This window comes from Aeromonas sp. QDB17 (genome assembly GCF_027705305.1).
In the GTDB taxonomy this organism is placed as follows: Bacteria; Pseudomonadota; Gammaproteobacteria; order Enterobacterales; family Aeromonadaceae; genus Aeromonas; species Aeromonas caviae.
Genome location: NZ_JAPDBP010000004.1, coordinates 106,872 through 122,889 on the forward strand (window position 1 = coordinate 106,872; position 16,018 = coordinate 122,889).

Consider the following 16,018-nt stretch of genomic DNA (forward strand, 5'->3'; position numbering starts at 1 on the left):
GATTGGGGATGGGGGGCTGGGTATTATCGATGACACCCGTTTAATTTAGTAAACGAATGCAACCAGGCAGGATGCTGAGCATGCAGACAGGAAGACAGGGACATCAGGAACACACGGCCTCCTATTACGCGGCCACTCGCAACGACCATCGGCAGTGGCCCGAGCTCAGTGGTGAGCTGGATGCGGACGTCTGCGTCATCGGTGGCGGTTTCACCGGCCTCAACACCGCCATCAATCTGGCCGATGCCGGTTACAAGGTGGTGCTGCTGGAGGCCAACCGCATTGGCTGGGGAGCGTCGGGACGCAACGGCGGCCAGCTGATCCGCGGCATCGGCCACGATACCAGCCAGTTCGCCCGCTGGATTGGCGAGGCGGGCGTGCGGGAACTGGATCTGATGGGGATCGAAGCGGTGCAGCTGGTGCGCGAGCGGGTCGAGCGTTTCAACATCGAGTGCGATCTGACCTGGGGCTATTGCGATCTCGCCACCAAGGCGCGCCACCTGAAGGGGTTCGAGGAGGATGCCGAGCACCTGGCGAGCCTGGGTTACCGGCACACACTGAAAATGGTGGCACGGGAGGAGATGCACACCGTGGTCGGATCGGATCGCTATATCGGCGGGATGATCGACATGGGCTCCGGCCACCTGCATCCTCTCAACCTGGCCCTCGGCGAAGCGCGTGCGGCAGCCAGTCTCGGGGTCTCCCTGTTCGAACACTCAAGGGTGATCCACATCGATTACGGCGAGCGGGTCGAGGTGACCACGGCCCACGGCCGGGTCAGCGCGGACTACCTGGTGATCGGCTGCAACGCTTACCTGGGCGACCTCCAGCCCGATCTCGGGGGCAAGGTGCTGCCGGCGGGCTCCTACATTCTCGCCACCCAGGTGCTGGAGAAGCGCCTGCGCCAGCGCTTGCTGCCACAGAACATGGCGGTGTGCGATCAGAACGTGGCGCTCGACTACTATCGGCTGTCGGCGGACGGTCGCCTGCTGTTTGGCGGTGCCTGCAACTACTCGGGCCGTGACCCCCGCGACATCAAGGCCTTCATGCTGCCCAAGCTGTTGCGGGTCTTCCCCGAGCTCGCGGGTACCGCCATCGAGTTCCAGTGGGGGGGCATGATAGGCATAGGCGCCAACCGGCTGCCCCAGATAGGCCGCCTCGAGCAGCATCCCAACGTCTTCTATGCCCAGGCCTATTCGGGCCATGGCCTCAATGCCACCCACATGGCGGGCAAGCTGGTGGCGGAGGCGATCAAGGGGGAGAGCCGGGGCTTCGATCTCTTCAGCCGCGTCCCCCACATGACCTTCCCGGGCGGCCCGGCGCTGCGCTCTCCGTTGCTGGCGCTCGGGATGCTCTGGTATCGGCTGAAGGATCTGCTCTAGGGGGAAGGGGGCTCGGGATTATCCCTGCTGCGTCGCGTCTGGCTCGGCCAGGCGCCAGCCCTGCTCCGTCTTCATCATCCAGACCTGGGTCTCCTGCGCCAGGGCCTGGCCTGCCTCGAAGTCGCCATATTTGCGCTCGAGCTCCATCAGCCCCATCTCCTGCTGGAAGGGGCCGACCCTGTCATAGACGAGATCCTCGTCGTGCAGCACCTGCAACTGATCCAGTCCCTGCTTGAAGTGGAGCTGGTAGCTCACCTTGACCAGATAGACCCCCTCCATCCGCTCCTCCTTGCCGAGCACGGCGAAGTCGCGGATGTCGAACAGGTCAGCATCCGTGCCCGCCTGCAACCTGGCGGTGACCTGGCTCTGGATGGTCTCTTCACCGGGACCTGCGTTGCAGCCATAAAGCCAGAGGGCCAGCAGGGGGATGAACCACTTTTTCATCAAAACTCCGGACGAACGAGACGGGAAAGGGCAAATTCTGCCACGGCGTCGGTCATATACAAGGGATTGCCGGAAAAATGGCGGTCAAACCGGGGGCCCACACGGTTGCACGGGCCACCCGGTATCAGCGCAGCTTGTCCAGCTGGCCGAGAAATTCGACAGGCCCCATGAAGCCGGTCACCCGCTGGCCGTTCACCTCGTTGCCATCGCGATCGAAGAAGATGAGGGTCGGCAATCCCAGCACGTTGAGGCCGTTGAGCAGATCCACGTCGGCGTCGTCGTTGGCGGTGACGTCCGCCTGCAGCAGCACCATCTCGCTGAAGCGCGCCTGTACATCGGGGTCGCTGAAGGTCTTGTGCTCGAACTCCTTGCAGGCCACGCACCAGTCGGCGTAGAGATCCAGCAGCACCGGCTTGCCGCGGGCGGCGACAAGCTGCACCTTGAGATCGTCCAAGGTCTTGATGCGGATGAAGCGGGGGGCCTGGGTCTGGGCGGCGGCATTGGCCCCCTCGGGCGGCAGCAGCAGATCCTTGCCCACCACCACCAGACCCATCATCCCCAGCAGCAGAACGAAGCTGCCGAGGCTCTTGCCCACCGAATGGGCGCGATGCTGGTTGTGGTGATAGAGATAACCGCACAGCACCAGCCCCCAGCCGAGCCAGAGCAGGGTGGCGACGAGGTCGCTCAGGAGCCTTGAGAGCAGCAGGATGGGTACCGCCAGCAGCGCAAAACCGAAGAGTTGCTTGATCACATCCATCCAGGCGCCGGCCTTGGGCAGCAGCTTGCCGCCAGAGGTGCCGAGCAAGAGCAGCGGCAGCCCCATGCCCAGGGAGAGGGCATAGAGGGCCGCACCGCCGAGCCAGAGGTCGCCACTCTGGGCCACGTAGATGAGGGCCCCGGAGAGCGGCGCCGTGGTGCAGGGGGAGCAGACCAGTCCCGAGATCATGCCCATGATGGCGACGCCGGCCACGGATCCGCCCTGCTGGCGGTTGGAGAAGCCCGAGAGATGGGTTTGCAGGCTGCTCGGCAGTTGCAGGGTGTAGAGCCCGAACATGGAGAGGGCGAGCAGCACGAACATCACCGAGAGGCCGATGAGCACATAGGGGTGCTGCAGAGCCGCCTGGAATTGCAGGCCCGCCGAGGCGACGACGAGCCCGAGCAGGGTATAGGTGACCGCCATCCCCTGCACATAGACGAAGGAGAGCAGGAAGGCGCGACGGGTGGAGAGGCGATGCCCGGCCCCGGCGATGATCCCGGTCAGGATGGGATACATGGGGAAGACGCAGGGGGTGAAGGCGAGGCCGAGACCCAGGGCGAAGAAGGCGGCGACGCTGATCCAGAACCCCTGGCTGCCGAGGGCGGCCGCCAGCCTGTCCTGCTGGCTGCCAGGCACGTCGGTGCCCTGAAGGCTGGCCGACGCTTCCGCCCGGGCGGGGGCGGCGAGGGGCTCGACGGCGATCCGCTTGTCGGTGGGTGGGTAGCAGAGTCCCTCGGTGCAGCCCTGGTAACTCAGGGTGAGGCTGGCCGCGTCCCCGACCCGGGTCAGTGCCACGGGGATCTGCACCTCCTGGTAATAGACCCGGCTCTTGCCGAAGAAGTCATCCTCGTGCTCGGTGCCGGGGGGCAGGACGGGCTCGTCGAAGGCGAGGTTCTCTCCCTTCACACGGATACTGTGGCGATAGAGGTAGTAGCCGTCGGCGATGCGTATCCGGAGCAGCAGCCGATCACCCTGTTGTTCGCTCTCGAGGGCGAAGGCCTGATCCACCTTGAGGAATCTGGGCTGGGTCTCGATGCCGAGGCTGCCGAGCAGATCCTGGCTGCTGGCCCGGGCGGGGGCCGTCGTCAGGACGCAGAGCAGGCCCAGCAGCATCAGCAGGAAGGAGAGGGGGTGAGAGGCGGTCATGAGGTCTCCTGTGTCAACCAGTCGAGATAGGCAGGGTGGCCCTGGCTTGCGGGGAGCGCCAGGATCTCCGGTACCTCGTAGGGATGGTGGGCGAGAATGCACTGGCGCAGGGGTTCGAACAGCGCGGCCCGACTCTTGATGACGAGCTGGATCTCCCGGGTTCGCTCCGTCTTGCCCTGCCAGCGATAGACGGAGGTGACCCCGGGCAGCTGGTTGATGCAGGCGGCGAGGCGCTGGTCGAGCAGCTGCTCGCAGAGGCGGTCTGCACTGGTCTCGTCGGGGCAGGTGCAGAGCACCAGAATGGCATCGGTCATAGGGATGGACGGTCTCGGCAACGGGGCGCACGGGCCCCCTGGATCAGCCGTTACTATACCGGGCCGGGGGGCAAATAGCACCCGGCCCCCCGCACCCGGAATAAGTCATGCGCCCGAGATGGACGCTGTGAAAAGGACAGGGCAGAATGAGCGGGCTTGTTCCAATTCTACGTAAGGAAATGTATGACCCAACAGAATGAGCAGCAGAGAAACCGCATGTTGAGCCTGTTGCGTGAAGGGGAGCGCCGCATGCTGGTGCAACTGGCCGGTCTGCTGCGTACCAGTGTCGACGAGATCAATGCGGAGCTGGAAAAAGAGGAGCTGTTGTCGGCGTTGGAGCAACCCATCACGGTGGAGTACCTCAACGGCGTGGTGCAGCATCATCTGTTCGAACGCCTGCACAAGGGGGACATGGTGGCGGCCCAGCGCATGCTGAACCAGTACCAGAGCGACCTCGAAGCCATGATGCGCCAGGAAACCAGGCAGGACGATACCCCGCCGGAAGAGGTCAAGGCACAGGCCTGACCCCGCGAGGCCCTCTTCAGCACCATCATGCCATCGCATGATGGTGCCTCGCCCTTACCCCTCGAATCGCTTATCCCAGCACCTTCTGCACCTGTCCCATGGGAATGGGGAACACCTTGTCGTAACTCCAGTTGTAGACGAAGGCATAGACCAGGTAGAAGAGCACGAAGCCCATATCCAGCACCAGCGCCTCCAGCAGGCCGATGTCGAGCCACCAGGACATCACCGGCAGGGCCACGATCAGCAGGCCCCCCTCGAACCCCAGGGTGTGCAGCACCCGCTGCCACAGCGCCTTGTGGGTGTGGCCCTGATAGCGCAGCAGCAGCTTGTCCACCCCGATGTTGTAGACATAGTTCCAGACGGTGGCGACCACCGAGAAGAACAGGGCCAGGGGGCCCATGTGGTTGAGCCCGACGCCGGTCACCCAGCTGGCCAGCGGGGCGGCGATCAGCAGGCCAATCAATTCGAAGCCGATGGCGTGGCGCAGGCGGTCACGGGTCGTACGCATGGTCTGTCTCTCTCTTTGGTCAGGGAATGGCGGCAATGTATCGCCAAAACCGGATAGATTCACGTTGGTATCTATCGCTAAAATAGATAGATGTGACGACACAACAGCACGGCGGAGCAGGCTCATGACCCCTTCACTGGAACACTTCAAGGCATTGCTGGCGACGGCCGAGACCGGGTCGTTCTCGGCGGCGGCGCGCAGGCTGGGCAAGGCTCAGTCGGTGGTGAGTGCCGCCATCGCCAACCTGGAGATCGATCTCGGCCTTGCGCTGTTCGATCGCAGCGGCCGCTATCCCGTGCTGACCGAGGCGGGGGCCCGCATCTGTCAGGAGGCGGGGGTGCTGCTGGCCCAGAGCGAGCGACTGCAGGCCATCGCCGGCGAGCTGGCCAACGGTGTCGAGTCGCGCCTCACCCTGGCCATCGACGATGACTCCCACCTGCCCTGGCTTGGTTCCCTGCTGGAGGAGTTCGCCAGCCGTTACCCGGCGGTGGAGCTGGAGCTGCTGTTTCCGCTGATGGAAGACGTGACCGAGCTGCTCAAGAGCGGCCGTGCCCAGCTCGGCATCAGCTACCAGAAGGCGCACCCCGAGCGGGAGCTGGTCTCCCGCTCCCTGGGGACGGTCACCATGCCCCTGGTGGTCTCTCCGGATCACCCCCTGGCCCACAAGACGCCGTTGAAGGAGAGCGACCTGCAAGGGGCTCGCCAGTTGATGGTGACCGGACGGCGGGAGGGGACGGAGCGCCATCGCTTCCGCCTCTCGGCGCAAGTGTGGTGGGTGGAGGGGGATCTCGGGATCCTGGAGCTGGTGAAACTGGGGCTGGGATGGGCGGCGGTGCCCGAGTTTCTGCTGCACCGGCCCCTGGCGCGGGGGGAGCTGGTGGTGCTCAAGCCGGACTTCATCGCCGAGGCAGAACTGGCGCTGGAGTTGCAGTGGTATCGCGCCCGCCCGCTCGGGCAGGCGGGGCGCTGGTTGCAGGAGGCACTGCTGGCGCGGGTGCCTCGCTAGGGGGGATTCAGTCGATCAACGCATAGGGCAGGGGTTGCAGACCGAGGCTGGAGCCCTCTTCCAGCTTGAGGCGGAAGCGGGCGTCGGCCTCGGTGTCCTTGGGCAGCACGGCGGTGAGCCACACCTGACCTTGCTGCTGCCAGGCGTTGAGCACCAGACCGCTGCGGCGCCAGTTGTCACCGAGCTGGATCTCCAGGGTGTCACCGCTGGCCACCTGCGTTGCGGCAGTGCCGCTCAGCACGAAGAGGGCGCGGTTGTTGGCGCCGCGATACTTGGCGCGCGCCACTGTCTCTTGCCCCATGTAGCAGCCCTTGTTGAAGCTGATGCCATCAAGGGCTTGCAGGTTCAGCATCTGGGGGATGTATTCCCCCTGATGGACCGCTTCCAGATGGGGGAGACCGGCTTTGATTTCCAGCCCCCACCAGAGTTCTTCGTCGCCCACCGGCAGGTTCAGGGCCTGCGGGGATGTGCTCGCCAGCAGCCAGCGGTCCGCCTCCACCCTGACTGCCATGCCGCCCTCCACCAGACCGGTGCCGGTCAGCGCGAAGTGCTGTGCCATCCAGTCGTCCGTCCCCTGACCGGCCAGTCCGGTCAGGCTGCCCTGAAACTCGCCGATCTCGACCTTGGCAAAGATCGCAAACTTCTTGAGCTCCGGCAGCTGGCGGGCCAGCACCGAGGGCTTGGTCAGCATCAGCAGGCTGTCTTCCAGGCAGAGCAGGCGAAAATCGCTCCACAGCTTGCCCTTGGGATCGCAGTGGCCGCCGAGGGTGCTCTGGCCCGGTTGAAGGGCGTTGACGTCGCAGGTGACCTGACCTTGCAGATACTTGGCGCGATCCGGGCCGCCGAGGCGGGTGATGGCCAGATTGGTCAGGGAAAACAGGGTCGGCTCGGCAGGAAGAAGAGGGGTCGGCAGGCTCACGATGGGATTCCAGAGACAGAAAGTATGTGACCTGCATGGTAAAGACGTAAGGAATGTTTGTCAGCCGGAAAATCCTGCTGCTACCATTCCCCGGTCTTTGTAAGGAGAGTTCCATGTTGAACCCAAGTGAGAAGTCCCGCCTGAAGTGGGCCTGCCGTCGCGGCATGCTCGAGCTGGATGTGATCTTTATGCCCTTCTTTGAGCACGAGTTCGATGGCCTCGGCGAGGCCGAACAGCGCACCTTCATCCGCCTGCTGGAGTGCGAGGATCCCGAGCTGTTCCGCTGGTGCATGGGTCACGGCGTGCCCGAGGATCCCGCTTTTGCCGCCATGATCCCCCTGATCCTCGAGCGCAACCAGGCCCGTCACGACAGCCTGCGCTGAGCCCGACTCGCGACCGCCACCCCTCATGGCCAGCCTCGCGTCTTCCCAGCGGGTAGTGATGCCCGTGATCGCCTCCCGCCAGCAGCGTCTGCTGCTGTGCATCCTGTTTCTGTTGCTGCTCTTGCCCGTCGCCAGCCTGATCCAGGGCTGGCAATGGGGGCTGTTCCTCCCTGTCTGGGGGCTGAGTCTGTGGCGCGCGTTGCGCCGCCATCCGGCGGCGAGCGGCGTGCTCGTCTGGGATGGGGAGTGGCTCGAGTGGCAAGGGGCGCGCCATCGGCTGGATCCTCGCAGCCGCATCCTGCCCGGGGTGCTCTGGTTGCGGCTGAAGACGGTGGAGGGCTCCGAGGGGCAGCTCTGGCTCTTCTCCGATGCCCTGGCCCCTGCACACTACCGCGCCCTGGCCCGCGCCATCCACCTCGCTGTCCGCTAGGGGCGTCTCTCTCTACCTGCTACATCTGCCGCTCATAGCAGATGACCCCGCCTGGGCGGGGTCATCTGGGGGAGGGCATACGCCCGAATCGAACGCAACGGCCTTATTCCCGATCCGGGGTCAGCACGGTCGGCTTGGAGTCCGGCTGCATGTCCGGATAATCCAGGTTGTAGTGCAGACCGCGAGACTCCTTGCGCTCCAGGGCGCAGTTGACGATGAGCTCGGCCACCTGCAACAGGTTGCGCAGCTCCAGCAGGTTGTTGGAGACCCGGAAGTTGGCGTAGTACTCCTGCACCTCCTGCTTGAGCAGATCGATGCGACGCTTGGCCCGGGCCAGGCGCTTGTTGGTGCGCACTATGCCCACGTAGTCCCACATCATCAGCCGCAGTTCGTGCCAGTTGTGCTGGATCACCACCTGCTCGTCCGAGTCATCCACCTGGCTCTCGTCCCAGGCCGGCAGGCTGGGGGGCGCCACGCTGGTGGGCAGCTTGGCCAGGATGTCGGCTCCCGCCTGGTGGGCATAGACCACGCATTCCAGCAGGGAGTTGGAGGCCATGCGATTGGCGCCGTGCAACCCGGTGTAGGTCACCTCGCCGATGGCGTAGAGGCCGGGGATGTCGGTCTGACCGTTGTTGTCGATCATCACGCCGCCACAGGTGTAGTGGGCCGCCGGGACGATGGGCATCGCCTCCTTGGTGATGTCGATACCGACCGCGAGGCAGCGCTCATAAATGGTCGGGAAGTGCTTGATGATGAAATCCGCCGGCTTGTGGCTGATGTCCAGATACATGCAATCCGCCCCGAGGCGCTTCATCTCGTGGTCGATGGCGCGGGCGACGATGTCCCGCGGGGCCAGCTCGGCCCGCTCGTCAAACTCCGGCATGAAGCGGCTGCCGTCGGGACGGCGCAGGTAGGCCCCTTCGCCGCGCAGGGCCTCGGTCAGCAGGAAGTTGGGGTCGTCCGGGTGGAACAGGCTGGTGGGGTGGAACTGGTTGAACTCCAGATTTGCCACCCGGCAGCCGGCCCGCCATGCCATGGCGATGCCGTCGCCAGAGCTCACGTCCGGGTTGGAGGTGTACTGGTACACCTTGGAGGCCCCGCCGGTGGCCAGCGCCACGAAGCGGGCGCGGATCACCTCGACCTGCTCGGCGTTGCGATTCCAGACATAGGCTCCCAGTACCTTGTTGCCCGGCAGACCCAACTTGCGGGTGGTGATGAGATCGACCGCGTTGAAGCGCTCCATCAGCTGGATGTTGGGGTGGGCGCGCACCTGGTCGATCAGGGTGAGCTGCACCGCCTTGCCGGTGGCGTCGGCCGCGTGGAAGATGCGGCGATGGCTGTGGCCCCCTTCCCGGGTCAGGTGATAGTGGGATTCCCCCTCGGCATCCTCTTCCTGATCGAAGGGGACCCCTTGCTGAATGAGCCACTGGATGGAGTCGCGGGCGTTGCGGGCGGTGAACTCCACCACCGCCGGGTCGCACAACCCGGCGCCGGCGTTGAGCGTGTCGCTCACGTGGGATTCGATGCTGTCGGTCTCGTCGAACACGGCAGCGATGCCTCCTTGCGCATAGAGAGTGGCCCCCTCACTGATGGGCCCCTTGCTCAGAACCAGGACTTTGGCCTGGTCTGCCAATCGCAACGCGAGGGACAGACCGGCGGCACCGCTGCCAATGATGAGTACGTCGCAAAGGTATTCAACACTTGCTTTCATAAGTATCATTGGCCTGGATTAAGAACTGGCCCCATGGTAGCCCAAGGGGGGTTGTGATGCAGCCCGCATCACATTTTTTTCAATGCAAGCGAACTTTCCCTGATTCCTCCTGTCTGAACTTGTGCGCTTAGAAGGGGCCGGAAAAGAAAAACGATAACCTGATGGGGGTTTTACGGCTCTGATGAGCGACCAGAATCTACTGGACGAACAGCTGGTTGAACGGGTCCAGCGTGGCGATAAAAATGCATTCAACCTGTTGGTACGCAAGTACCAGCACAAGGTGGTCAACCTGGTGGCCAGGTATGTCAACAATCCGGGCGATGTACCGGATGTGGCGCAGGAGGCATTCATCAAGGCCTACCGTGCGTTGCCGACATTCCGTGGCGAGAGCGCGTTTTATACCTGGTTGTACCGGATCGCCGTCAACACGGCCAAAAACTACCTGACGTCACAGGGGCGCAGACCGCCCAGCAGTGATGTCGAAGCGGACGAGGCTGAATATTATGGTGGTGGTGAAGCCCTGCAAGAGGTGGCCACCCCGGAAAACCTGGCGCTGACCGACGAGATCAAGCGCACCGTGTTTACCGCCATAGAAGCCTTGCCAGAAGATTTGAGAACGGCGATCACCCTTCGTGAAATGGAAGGGCTGAGCTACGAGGAGATTGCGGAGATCATGGATTGCCCGGTGGGTACGGTGAGATCCCGCATCTTCCGGGCGAGGGAAGCAATCGATAAAAAGCTGCAACCTCTGATCGAGCATTAACTGGGGAAAGACAGGCAAACTTATGGCAAATAAAGAGCAACTTTCAGCCCTGATGGATGGCGACCTCAGCGAAATCGAGGTACTGAACGAGCTGGGAACGGATCCCGCTCTGCAGGATACCTGGTCGCGTTACCATCTGATCGGTGATGCCATGCGGGGTGACCTGCCGGTCAATCTGCAACTGGATCTCAGCGACAGCATCATGCTGGCGCTGGAGGATGAACCCGCCATACTGGCGCCCAAGCCGGCACAGCCTGCTGCGCCCCAGGTGCAGCCCGCCGGCAAGGTGATCCCCTTCGTTCGCCGCTTTGGCCAGCAAGTGGGGCAGTATGCCATTGCCGCCTCCGTGGCTGCCGCCGTCATCTTCGGCGTGCAGCAGTACCAGGGCAAGGATGGTGTGCCGACCAGCCCGGTGCTCAATACCATACCCGTGGGTGGCAGTGCTGCACCGGTGAGCGTGCACTATCCCCAGGATGGCAGCCGGACCGGTGTGCGTCAGCAAGGTCTGAGCGAGCAGCAGATGCAGGAGCAGCGCGAGCGCATCAATGCCTTCCTGCGCGACCATCAACTGCAACAGCGTCTGCTGCAAGACAAGCAGATTCAGGAATAACGCATTTTTAGGGATCAGATCGTGCGCCAGTCCAGCCGTATCCTGCTGGCCTCTCTCCTGTTGATTTGTGCCAAGGCCTCGGCCGACGATCTGTCGGCCGAGGCCTTGTTGCAGCAGATGCAGAGTGCCGTTTCGCAACAAAACTTCGAATTGTCCATGGTCAAGGCCCGCCAGGGGCGCCTCGAGCCTATCCGTTTCAGCCACGGGATCATCGATGGCAAGGAGGTGGCTCACCTGAGCTATCTCGACGGCAAGGCGGTGGAGTTCCTGCAACGCCAGAACGAATACACCTTCTTCGAAAACACCCATGAACCCTACACCCTCAAGGGGGCGCGTTTCCCCGGGGTCTGGTCGAGCCTGGTGAGGATGCCGCTGCCCCGGGTGATGGAGAGTTATGACCCCGTGCTGGCGGGCCGCAGCCGGGTGGCCGGCCTGGTGGCACAAGTGGTACGGCTGGTGCCCAAGGAGGCGGACAAGTACGGCTTCGTGCTCTGGATTGACGAACAGAGCCATCTGCTGCTGCGGGTGGACATGGTGGATCGAGAAGGCAATCTGGTGGAGCAGGTGCTGGGGGTGGATCTGGACAGGCAATCTGCGCCGGCCCCCTGGCTGGTCACCCTGGCACGCAGCAAGCTGCCGGATGCGCTGGCGCTGGAAGATGCCTATCCCGCTCCCCAGCAGACCCTCAACTGGCACTTGACCTGGTTGCCCGATGGCTTCAAGGTGCTCTCTCAGGATCGGCATCAGCTGGTCAGCACCAGTCTGCCGGTGGATTACATGATGCTCTCCGACGGGCTGGTGGATCTCTCCGTCTACGTCTCCCGGGTCGATCCCAAGCAGGCGGTGCGCCAGCAGTTGATTCGCCAGGGGGCTACCTCGCTGGTGAGCTTCGTCAACGAGGTCGGGGTGGAGATCACCGTGGTGGGCGAGGTGCCCGCCGAAACCGCCAAGCGCATCGCCGAGGCAGTGCAGCCCCTGGCCCGCAACGAGGCGGTGCAGTGAGTCTTTGCCGTGAGACTTGCCCTGAGGGTGCCGCCGTGTTGAGATCCGGAGCATCCACCGCCCCCTGTGAGGAGTCATCAGGTGAGTAACATGAGTGAAGAGCTGGCCACAGTAGTGGCCATCGACGGCAATCACGCCTGGGTGGAGTGCGAGCGGCGATCCGCCTGCAGCGGTTGCCACCAACAATCCAGCTGCGGGACCGGCACCGTCGCCAAGGCCTTTCCCATGAAGGCGCAGCGGCTGCGGGTCGCCCTCACCGGCGATGTGGCGGTGGGCCAGCAGATCCGCCTGGGCATCCCTCAGGCCAGCATCCTGCGCGGTGCGGCTCTGGTGTACGTGCTGCCGCTCTTCTGTCTGCTGCTGGGCGCCCTGCTCGGCCAGCTCTGGCTGGTGCCGCTCTTGTCGGCGGGAGAGGGGGTGACCATCCTCTGCTGTCTGCTGGGCGGCGCCATCGGATTTTTACTGGTTCGTTACTTTTCTGACCGGCTCGAGCAGGGGGAATACGGTCCCCGCATGCTCGGGGTGGTGCTCAATACCCGTCATCTCTCTTGAGGAGCCGGGTCTGGCGGAGGGCATCCAGGTGCCCAACGCCCGCCAGACAAGGCGCTATTTGTGGGGCCCGCCGACTAAAGATTGGCCGTCGACCGGGTTATCCAGTAAAATCCTGCCCTCATATCCGACCCTAACTTAATTTTGAGTGATTCTTGCTCGATGAAACACATTCGTAACTTTTCGATTATTGCGCACATCGACCACGGTAAGTCGACCCTGTCGGACCGTTTGATCCAGACTTGCGGCGGCCTGTCCGATCGCGAGATGCAGGCCCAGGTGCTGGACTCCATGGATCTGGAGCGCGAGCGCGGCATTACCATCAAGGCACAGAGTGTGACCCTGAACTACCAGGCACAAGACGGTAACACCTATCAGCTGAACTTTATCGACACCCCGGGCCACGTGGATTTCTCCTACGAGGTTTCTCGCTCCCTGGCTGCCTGTGAAGGGGCACTGCTGGTGGTGGATGCCGGTCAGGGGGTTGAGGCACAGACTCTGGCCAACTGCTACACCGCCATGGAAATGGATCTGGAAGTGGTGCCGGTGCTGAACAAGATTGACCTGCCGGCCGCAGAGCCCGAGCGGGTTGCCGAGGAGATCGAGGATATCGTCGGCATCGATGCGGTGGACGCGGTGCGCTGCTCCGCCAAGACCGGCCTCGGTGTCGATCTGGTGCTGGAAGAGATCGTCGCCAAGATCCCGTCCCCGGAAGGGGATCCGGAGGCGCCGCTGCAGGCGCTGATCATCGACTCCTGGTTCGACTCCTACCTCGGGGTCGTGTCGCTCGTGCGGATCAAGAACGGTTCCCTGAAGAAGAACGACAAGATCAAGGTGATGAGCACCGGTCAGGTGTGGGGTGTGGATCGCATCGGTATCTTCACGCCGAAGCAGGTGGACACCGACGGCCTGGGTTGTGGCGAGGTAGGTTGGGTCGTTTGCGGCATCAAGGACATCCACGGTGCGCCGGTGGGGGATACCCTGACCCTGGCCAAGCACGGTGCCGAGAAGGCGCTGGCCGGCTTCAAGAAGGTGAAGCCCCAGGTCTATGCGGGCCTGTTCCCCATCTCCAGCGATGACTACGAGTCCTTCCGCGATGCGCTGGAGAAGCTCTCCCTCAACGACGCCTCCCTGTTCTACGAACCGGAGAGCTCCACGGCGCTGGGCTTCGGCTTCCGCTGCGGCTTCCTCGGGATGCTGCACATGGAGATCATCCAGGAGCGTCTGGAGCGTGAATACGATCTGGATCTCATCACCACCGCACCGACCGTGGTCTACGAGATCGAGCTGAACGATGGCTCCACCATCCACATCGACAGCCCGGCCCAGATGCCCGCCATCAACAACATCAAGGAGATGCGCGAGCCCATCGCCGAGTGTCACATCCTGCTGCCGCAGGAGTACATGGGCAACGTCATCACCCTCTGCATCGAGAAGCGCGGCGTACAGACCAACATGGTCTACCACGGCAAGCAGGTGGCGCTGACCTACGAGATCCCGATGGCGGAAGTGGTGCTCGACTTCTTCGACCGTCTGAAGTCCACCAGTCGCGGCTACGCCTCCCTGGACTACGGCTTCAAGCGTTTCGAAACCTCCGACATGGTCCGTCTGGACATCATGATCAACGGCGAGCGGGTCGACGCCCTGGCCATCATCACCCACAAGGAGAACGCCCAGTATCGCGGTCGCCAGGTGGTGGAGAAGATGCGCGAGCTGATCCCGCGCCAGATGTTCGACATCGCCATCCAGGCCGCCATCGGCAACCAGATCATCGCCCGCAGCACCGTCAAGGCATTGCGTAAAGACGTCACCGCCAAGTGCTACGGTGGTGACGTGAGCCGGAAGAAGAAGCTGTTGAACAAGCAGAAAGAAGGCAAGAAGCGGATGAAGTCTCTGGGCCGTGTGGACGTGCCGCAAGAGGCCTTCCTCGCCATTCTCCACGTCGGAAAGGATTAATCGATGGCAAGCACCTTTTCCCTGATCCTCGTCGTCGTCACCCTGCTGACCGGCATCATATGGACGCTCGACAAGCTGGTCTGGGCCAAGCAGCGGGCGGCCAAGATTGCCGCCGCCCGTGCCAATGCCGGTCCGGATGTGGACGAGAAGACACTGGCCAAGGTGGCCCCCATGCCGGTCTGGATCGAACAGACCGGCGGGGTTTTCCCGGTGATCGCGCTGGTGCTGATCCTGCGCTCCTTCATCTTCGAGCCGTTCCAGATCCCGTCCGGCTCCATGATGCCGACCCTGCTGGTGGGCGACTTCATCCTGGTGGAGAAGTTTGCCTACGGCCTCAAGGACCCGGTGACCAACACCAAGTTCCTCGAGACCGGTGAGCCGAAGCGCGGTGATGTGGTGGTCTTCAAGTATCCGCTGGATACCCGGGTGGACTACATCAAGCGGGTGGTCGGCATGCCCGGCGATCGGGTCATCTATCGCAACAAGGAGCTGATGATCCGGCCAAAGTGCGATGAGCTGGAAGGGAAAACGTGCCCCGGCTTCCAGAAGCTGGACGTCAAGTTCGAGCAGCGCGGCGAGTTCAGCCAGATGGGGATCCCGCTGGATCGCTACACCGAACAGCTGGGCGATGTCTCCCACGAGACCTTGCGCAACCCGCTGATGCCGGACCTGGTGGACCGCTACTATCGCCAGCCCGGCACCTACCCCGACGAGTGGGTGGTGCCGGAAGGCCACTATTTCGTGATGGGTGACAACCGCGACAACAGCACCGACAGCCGTTTCTGGGGCTTCGTGCCCGAGCAGAACCTGGTGGGCAAGGCGGTCGCCATCTGGATCAGTTTCGAATTCGAGCGCGAGGAAGGGTCCAGCTTGCCGAGCTGGGTGCCGACCGGTGTGCGCTTCAACCGCATTGGCGGAATCAAGTAAATGAATATCAAGATGAACAGACTGCAGTCCCGTCTCGGGCATGTCTTTCAGGATCCTGAGCTGCTGACCCGGGCACTGACCCATCGCAGCGCAGGGTCCCGTCACAACGAGCGCCTGGAATTTCTGGGGGACTCCATCCTGAGTCTGGTGATTGCCGATGACCTCTTCCACCGCTTCCCGCAGGCGGCGGAAGGGGATCTCAGCCGGATGCGCGCCACCCTGGTGCGCGAGAAGACGCTGGCCGAGCTGGGCCGGGAGTTCGACCTCGGGGATCACCTGATCCTGGGGCCGGGGGAGCTGAAAAGCGGCGGTTTTCGCCGCGAGTCCATCCTGGCCGACACCGTCGAGGCGGTGATCGGCGCCATCTATCTGGACACGGATCTGGAGCGGGTGCGCAGCCTCCTGCTCGGCTGGTATGCCAGCCGCCTTGGCGAGATCAAGCCCGGGATCGAACAGAAGGATCCCAAGACCCGTCTGCAAGAGATCCTGCAGGGCAGCCGCAAATCCCTGCCGACCTACACGGTGACCAACGTCAAGGGCGAGGCCCACAACCAGGAGTTCACCGTCCAGTGCGAAGTGGATGGGCTGGATGGCCCCCTGGTCGGGATCGGCTCCAGCCGCCGCAAGGCCGAACAGGCCGCGGCGCAGCAAGCACTGGAACGGCTGTCATGAGCACCATGACGGAT

The 16,018-nt window shown here is 63.4% G+C and carries 18 protein-coding genes; 12 read left to right on the forward strand and 6 right to left on the reverse strand.

The features are described 5' to 3' along the window. Positions 1 to 80: 80 nt before the first annotated feature. On the forward strand, positions 81 to 1,382 hold the full coding sequence (locus tag OKC41_RS05295; protein WP_201894648.1) for an FAD-binding oxidoreductase: 1,302 nt from the start codon (positions 81 to 83) through the stop codon (positions 1,380 to 1,382). A gap of 18 nt (positions 1,383 to 1,400) precedes the next feature. Here the strand turns inward: OKC41_RS05295 and OKC41_RS05300 are convergent, their stop codons facing one another. The 3 genes from OKC41_RS05300 to cutA form a co-directional block, all read right to left on the reverse strand. Further along, positions 1,401 to 1,826: a hypothetical protein gene (locus OKC41_RS05300; RefSeq protein ID WP_039040544.1), complete on the reverse strand. Its 426-nt coding sequence runs from the start codon at positions 1,824 to 1,826 to the stop codon at positions 1,401 to 1,403. 124 nt (positions 1,827 to 1,950) lie between these two features. Continuing rightward, positions 1,951 to 3,729, reverse strand: coding sequence for a protein-disulfide reductase DsbD (locus OKC41_RS05305; protein WP_201894649.1), 1,779 nt, complete (start codon positions 3,727 to 3,729; stop codon positions 1,951 to 1,953). Continuing rightward, positions 3,726 to 4,043 carry a divalent-cation tolerance protein CutA gene (cutA, locus tag OKC41_RS05310; RefSeq protein WP_010675653.1) on the reverse strand — a complete coding sequence of 106 codons (318 nt, stop codon included), beginning with the start codon at positions 4,041 to 4,043 and terminating at the stop codon, positions 3,726 to 3,728. The genes OKC41_RS05305 and cutA overlap by 4 nt, the downstream gene beginning before the upstream one ends. 183 nt (positions 4,044 to 4,226) lie before the next feature. On the opposite strand from cutA, the gene OKC41_RS05315 reads away from it, so the two are divergent. Further along, positions 4,227 to 4,568: a hypothetical protein gene (locus OKC41_RS05315; protein WP_010675652.1), complete on the forward strand. Its 342-nt coding sequence runs from the start codon at positions 4,227 to 4,229 to the stop codon at positions 4,566 to 4,568. Positions 4,569 to 4,638: 70 nt separating this feature from the next. Here the strand turns inward: OKC41_RS05315 and OKC41_RS05320 are convergent, their stop codons facing one another. Further along, entirely contained in the window at positions 4,639 to 5,076 is a 438-nt protein-coding gene (locus tag OKC41_RS05320) for a PACE efflux transporter (RefSeq protein WP_201888174.1), read from the reverse strand. Between the two features lie 124 nt (positions 5,077 to 5,200). Between OKC41_RS05320 and OKC41_RS05325 the strand changes: the two genes are divergently transcribed. Continuing rightward, positions 5,201 to 6,082 carry a LysR family transcriptional regulator gene (locus tag OKC41_RS05325; protein ID WP_010675650.1) on the forward strand — a complete coding sequence of 294 codons (882 nt, stop codon included), beginning with the start codon at positions 5,201 to 5,203 and terminating at the stop codon, positions 6,080 to 6,082. Positions 6,083 to 6,089: 7 nt separating this feature from the next. Here the strand turns inward: OKC41_RS05325 and ygfZ are convergent, their stop codons facing one another. Then, positions 6,090 to 7,001 carry a tRNA-modifying protein YgfZ gene (gene ygfZ / locus OKC41_RS05330; RefSeq protein ID WP_162726549.1) on the reverse strand — a complete coding sequence of 304 codons (912 nt, stop codon included), beginning with the start codon at positions 6,999 to 7,001 and terminating at the stop codon, positions 6,090 to 6,092. A 113-nt stretch (positions 7,002 to 7,114) separates the two neighbouring features. On the opposite strand from ygfZ, the gene OKC41_RS05335 reads away from it, so the two are divergent. Next, on the forward strand, positions 7,115 to 7,384 hold the full coding sequence (locus OKC41_RS05335) for a succinate dehydrogenase assembly factor 2 (RefSeq protein ID WP_010675648.1): 270 nt from the start codon (positions 7,115 to 7,117) through the stop codon (positions 7,382 to 7,384). A 58-nt stretch (positions 7,385 to 7,442) separates the two neighbouring features. Further along, positions 7,443 to 7,814, forward strand: a complete 372-nt coding sequence (locus OKC41_RS05340) for a protein YgfX (protein ID WP_043154867.1) — start codon at positions 7,443 to 7,445, stop codon at positions 7,812 to 7,814. Between the two features lie 103 nt (positions 7,815 to 7,917). Here the strand turns inward: OKC41_RS05340 and nadB are convergent, their stop codons facing one another. Then, positions 7,918 to 9,525, reverse strand: coding sequence for an L-aspartate oxidase (gene nadB, locus OKC41_RS05345; protein WP_048208412.1), 1,608 nt, complete (start codon positions 9,523 to 9,525; stop codon positions 7,918 to 7,920). 181 nt (positions 9,526 to 9,706) lie between these two features. On the opposite strand from nadB, the gene rpoE reads away from it, so the two are divergent. The 7 genes from rpoE to rnc all read left to right on the forward strand — a co-directional run bounded on the left by rpoE (position 9,707) and on the right by rnc (position 16,004). Then, the gene (gene rpoE, locus OKC41_RS05350; protein ID WP_010675645.1) at positions 9,707 to 10,288 is read left to right on the forward strand and encodes an RNA polymerase sigma factor RpoE; all 582 of its coding nucleotides are present in this window, start codon (positions 9,707 to 9,709) and stop codon (positions 10,286 to 10,288) included. Between the two features lie 22 nt (positions 10,289 to 10,310). Then, positions 10,311 to 10,898, forward strand: coding sequence for a sigma-E factor negative regulatory protein (locus OKC41_RS05355; RefSeq protein ID WP_041211670.1), 588 nt, complete (start codon positions 10,311 to 10,313; stop codon positions 10,896 to 10,898). Between the two features lie 21 nt (positions 10,899 to 10,919). Next, a complete protein-coding gene (locus OKC41_RS05360) occupies positions 10,920 to 11,900 on the forward strand; it encodes a MucB/RseB C-terminal domain-containing protein (RefSeq protein ID WP_010675643.1) in 981 nt (326 codons plus the stop codon). A gap of 90 nt (positions 11,901 to 11,990) precedes the next feature. Continuing rightward, on the forward strand, positions 11,991 to 12,452 hold the full coding sequence (locus OKC41_RS05365; RefSeq protein WP_039040538.1) for a SoxR reducing system RseC family protein: 462 nt from the start codon (positions 11,991 to 11,993) through the stop codon (positions 12,450 to 12,452). 159 nt (positions 12,453 to 12,611) lie between these two features. Then, on the forward strand, positions 12,612 to 14,405 hold the full coding sequence (lepA, locus tag OKC41_RS05370; RefSeq protein ID WP_010675641.1) for a translation elongation factor 4: 1,794 nt from the start codon (positions 12,612 to 12,614) through the stop codon (positions 14,403 to 14,405). Positions 14,406 to 14,408: 3 nt separating this feature from the next. After that, entirely contained in the window at positions 14,409 to 15,332 is a 924-nt protein-coding gene (lepB, locus tag OKC41_RS05375) for a signal peptidase I (protein ID WP_201894650.1), read from the forward strand. After that, positions 15,333 to 16,004 carry a ribonuclease III gene (rnc, locus tag OKC41_RS05380; RefSeq protein WP_010675639.1) on the forward strand — a complete coding sequence of 224 codons (672 nt, stop codon included), beginning with the start codon at positions 15,333 to 15,335 and terminating at the stop codon, positions 16,002 to 16,004. The last annotated feature ends 14 nt before the right edge of the window (positions 16,005 to 16,018 follow it).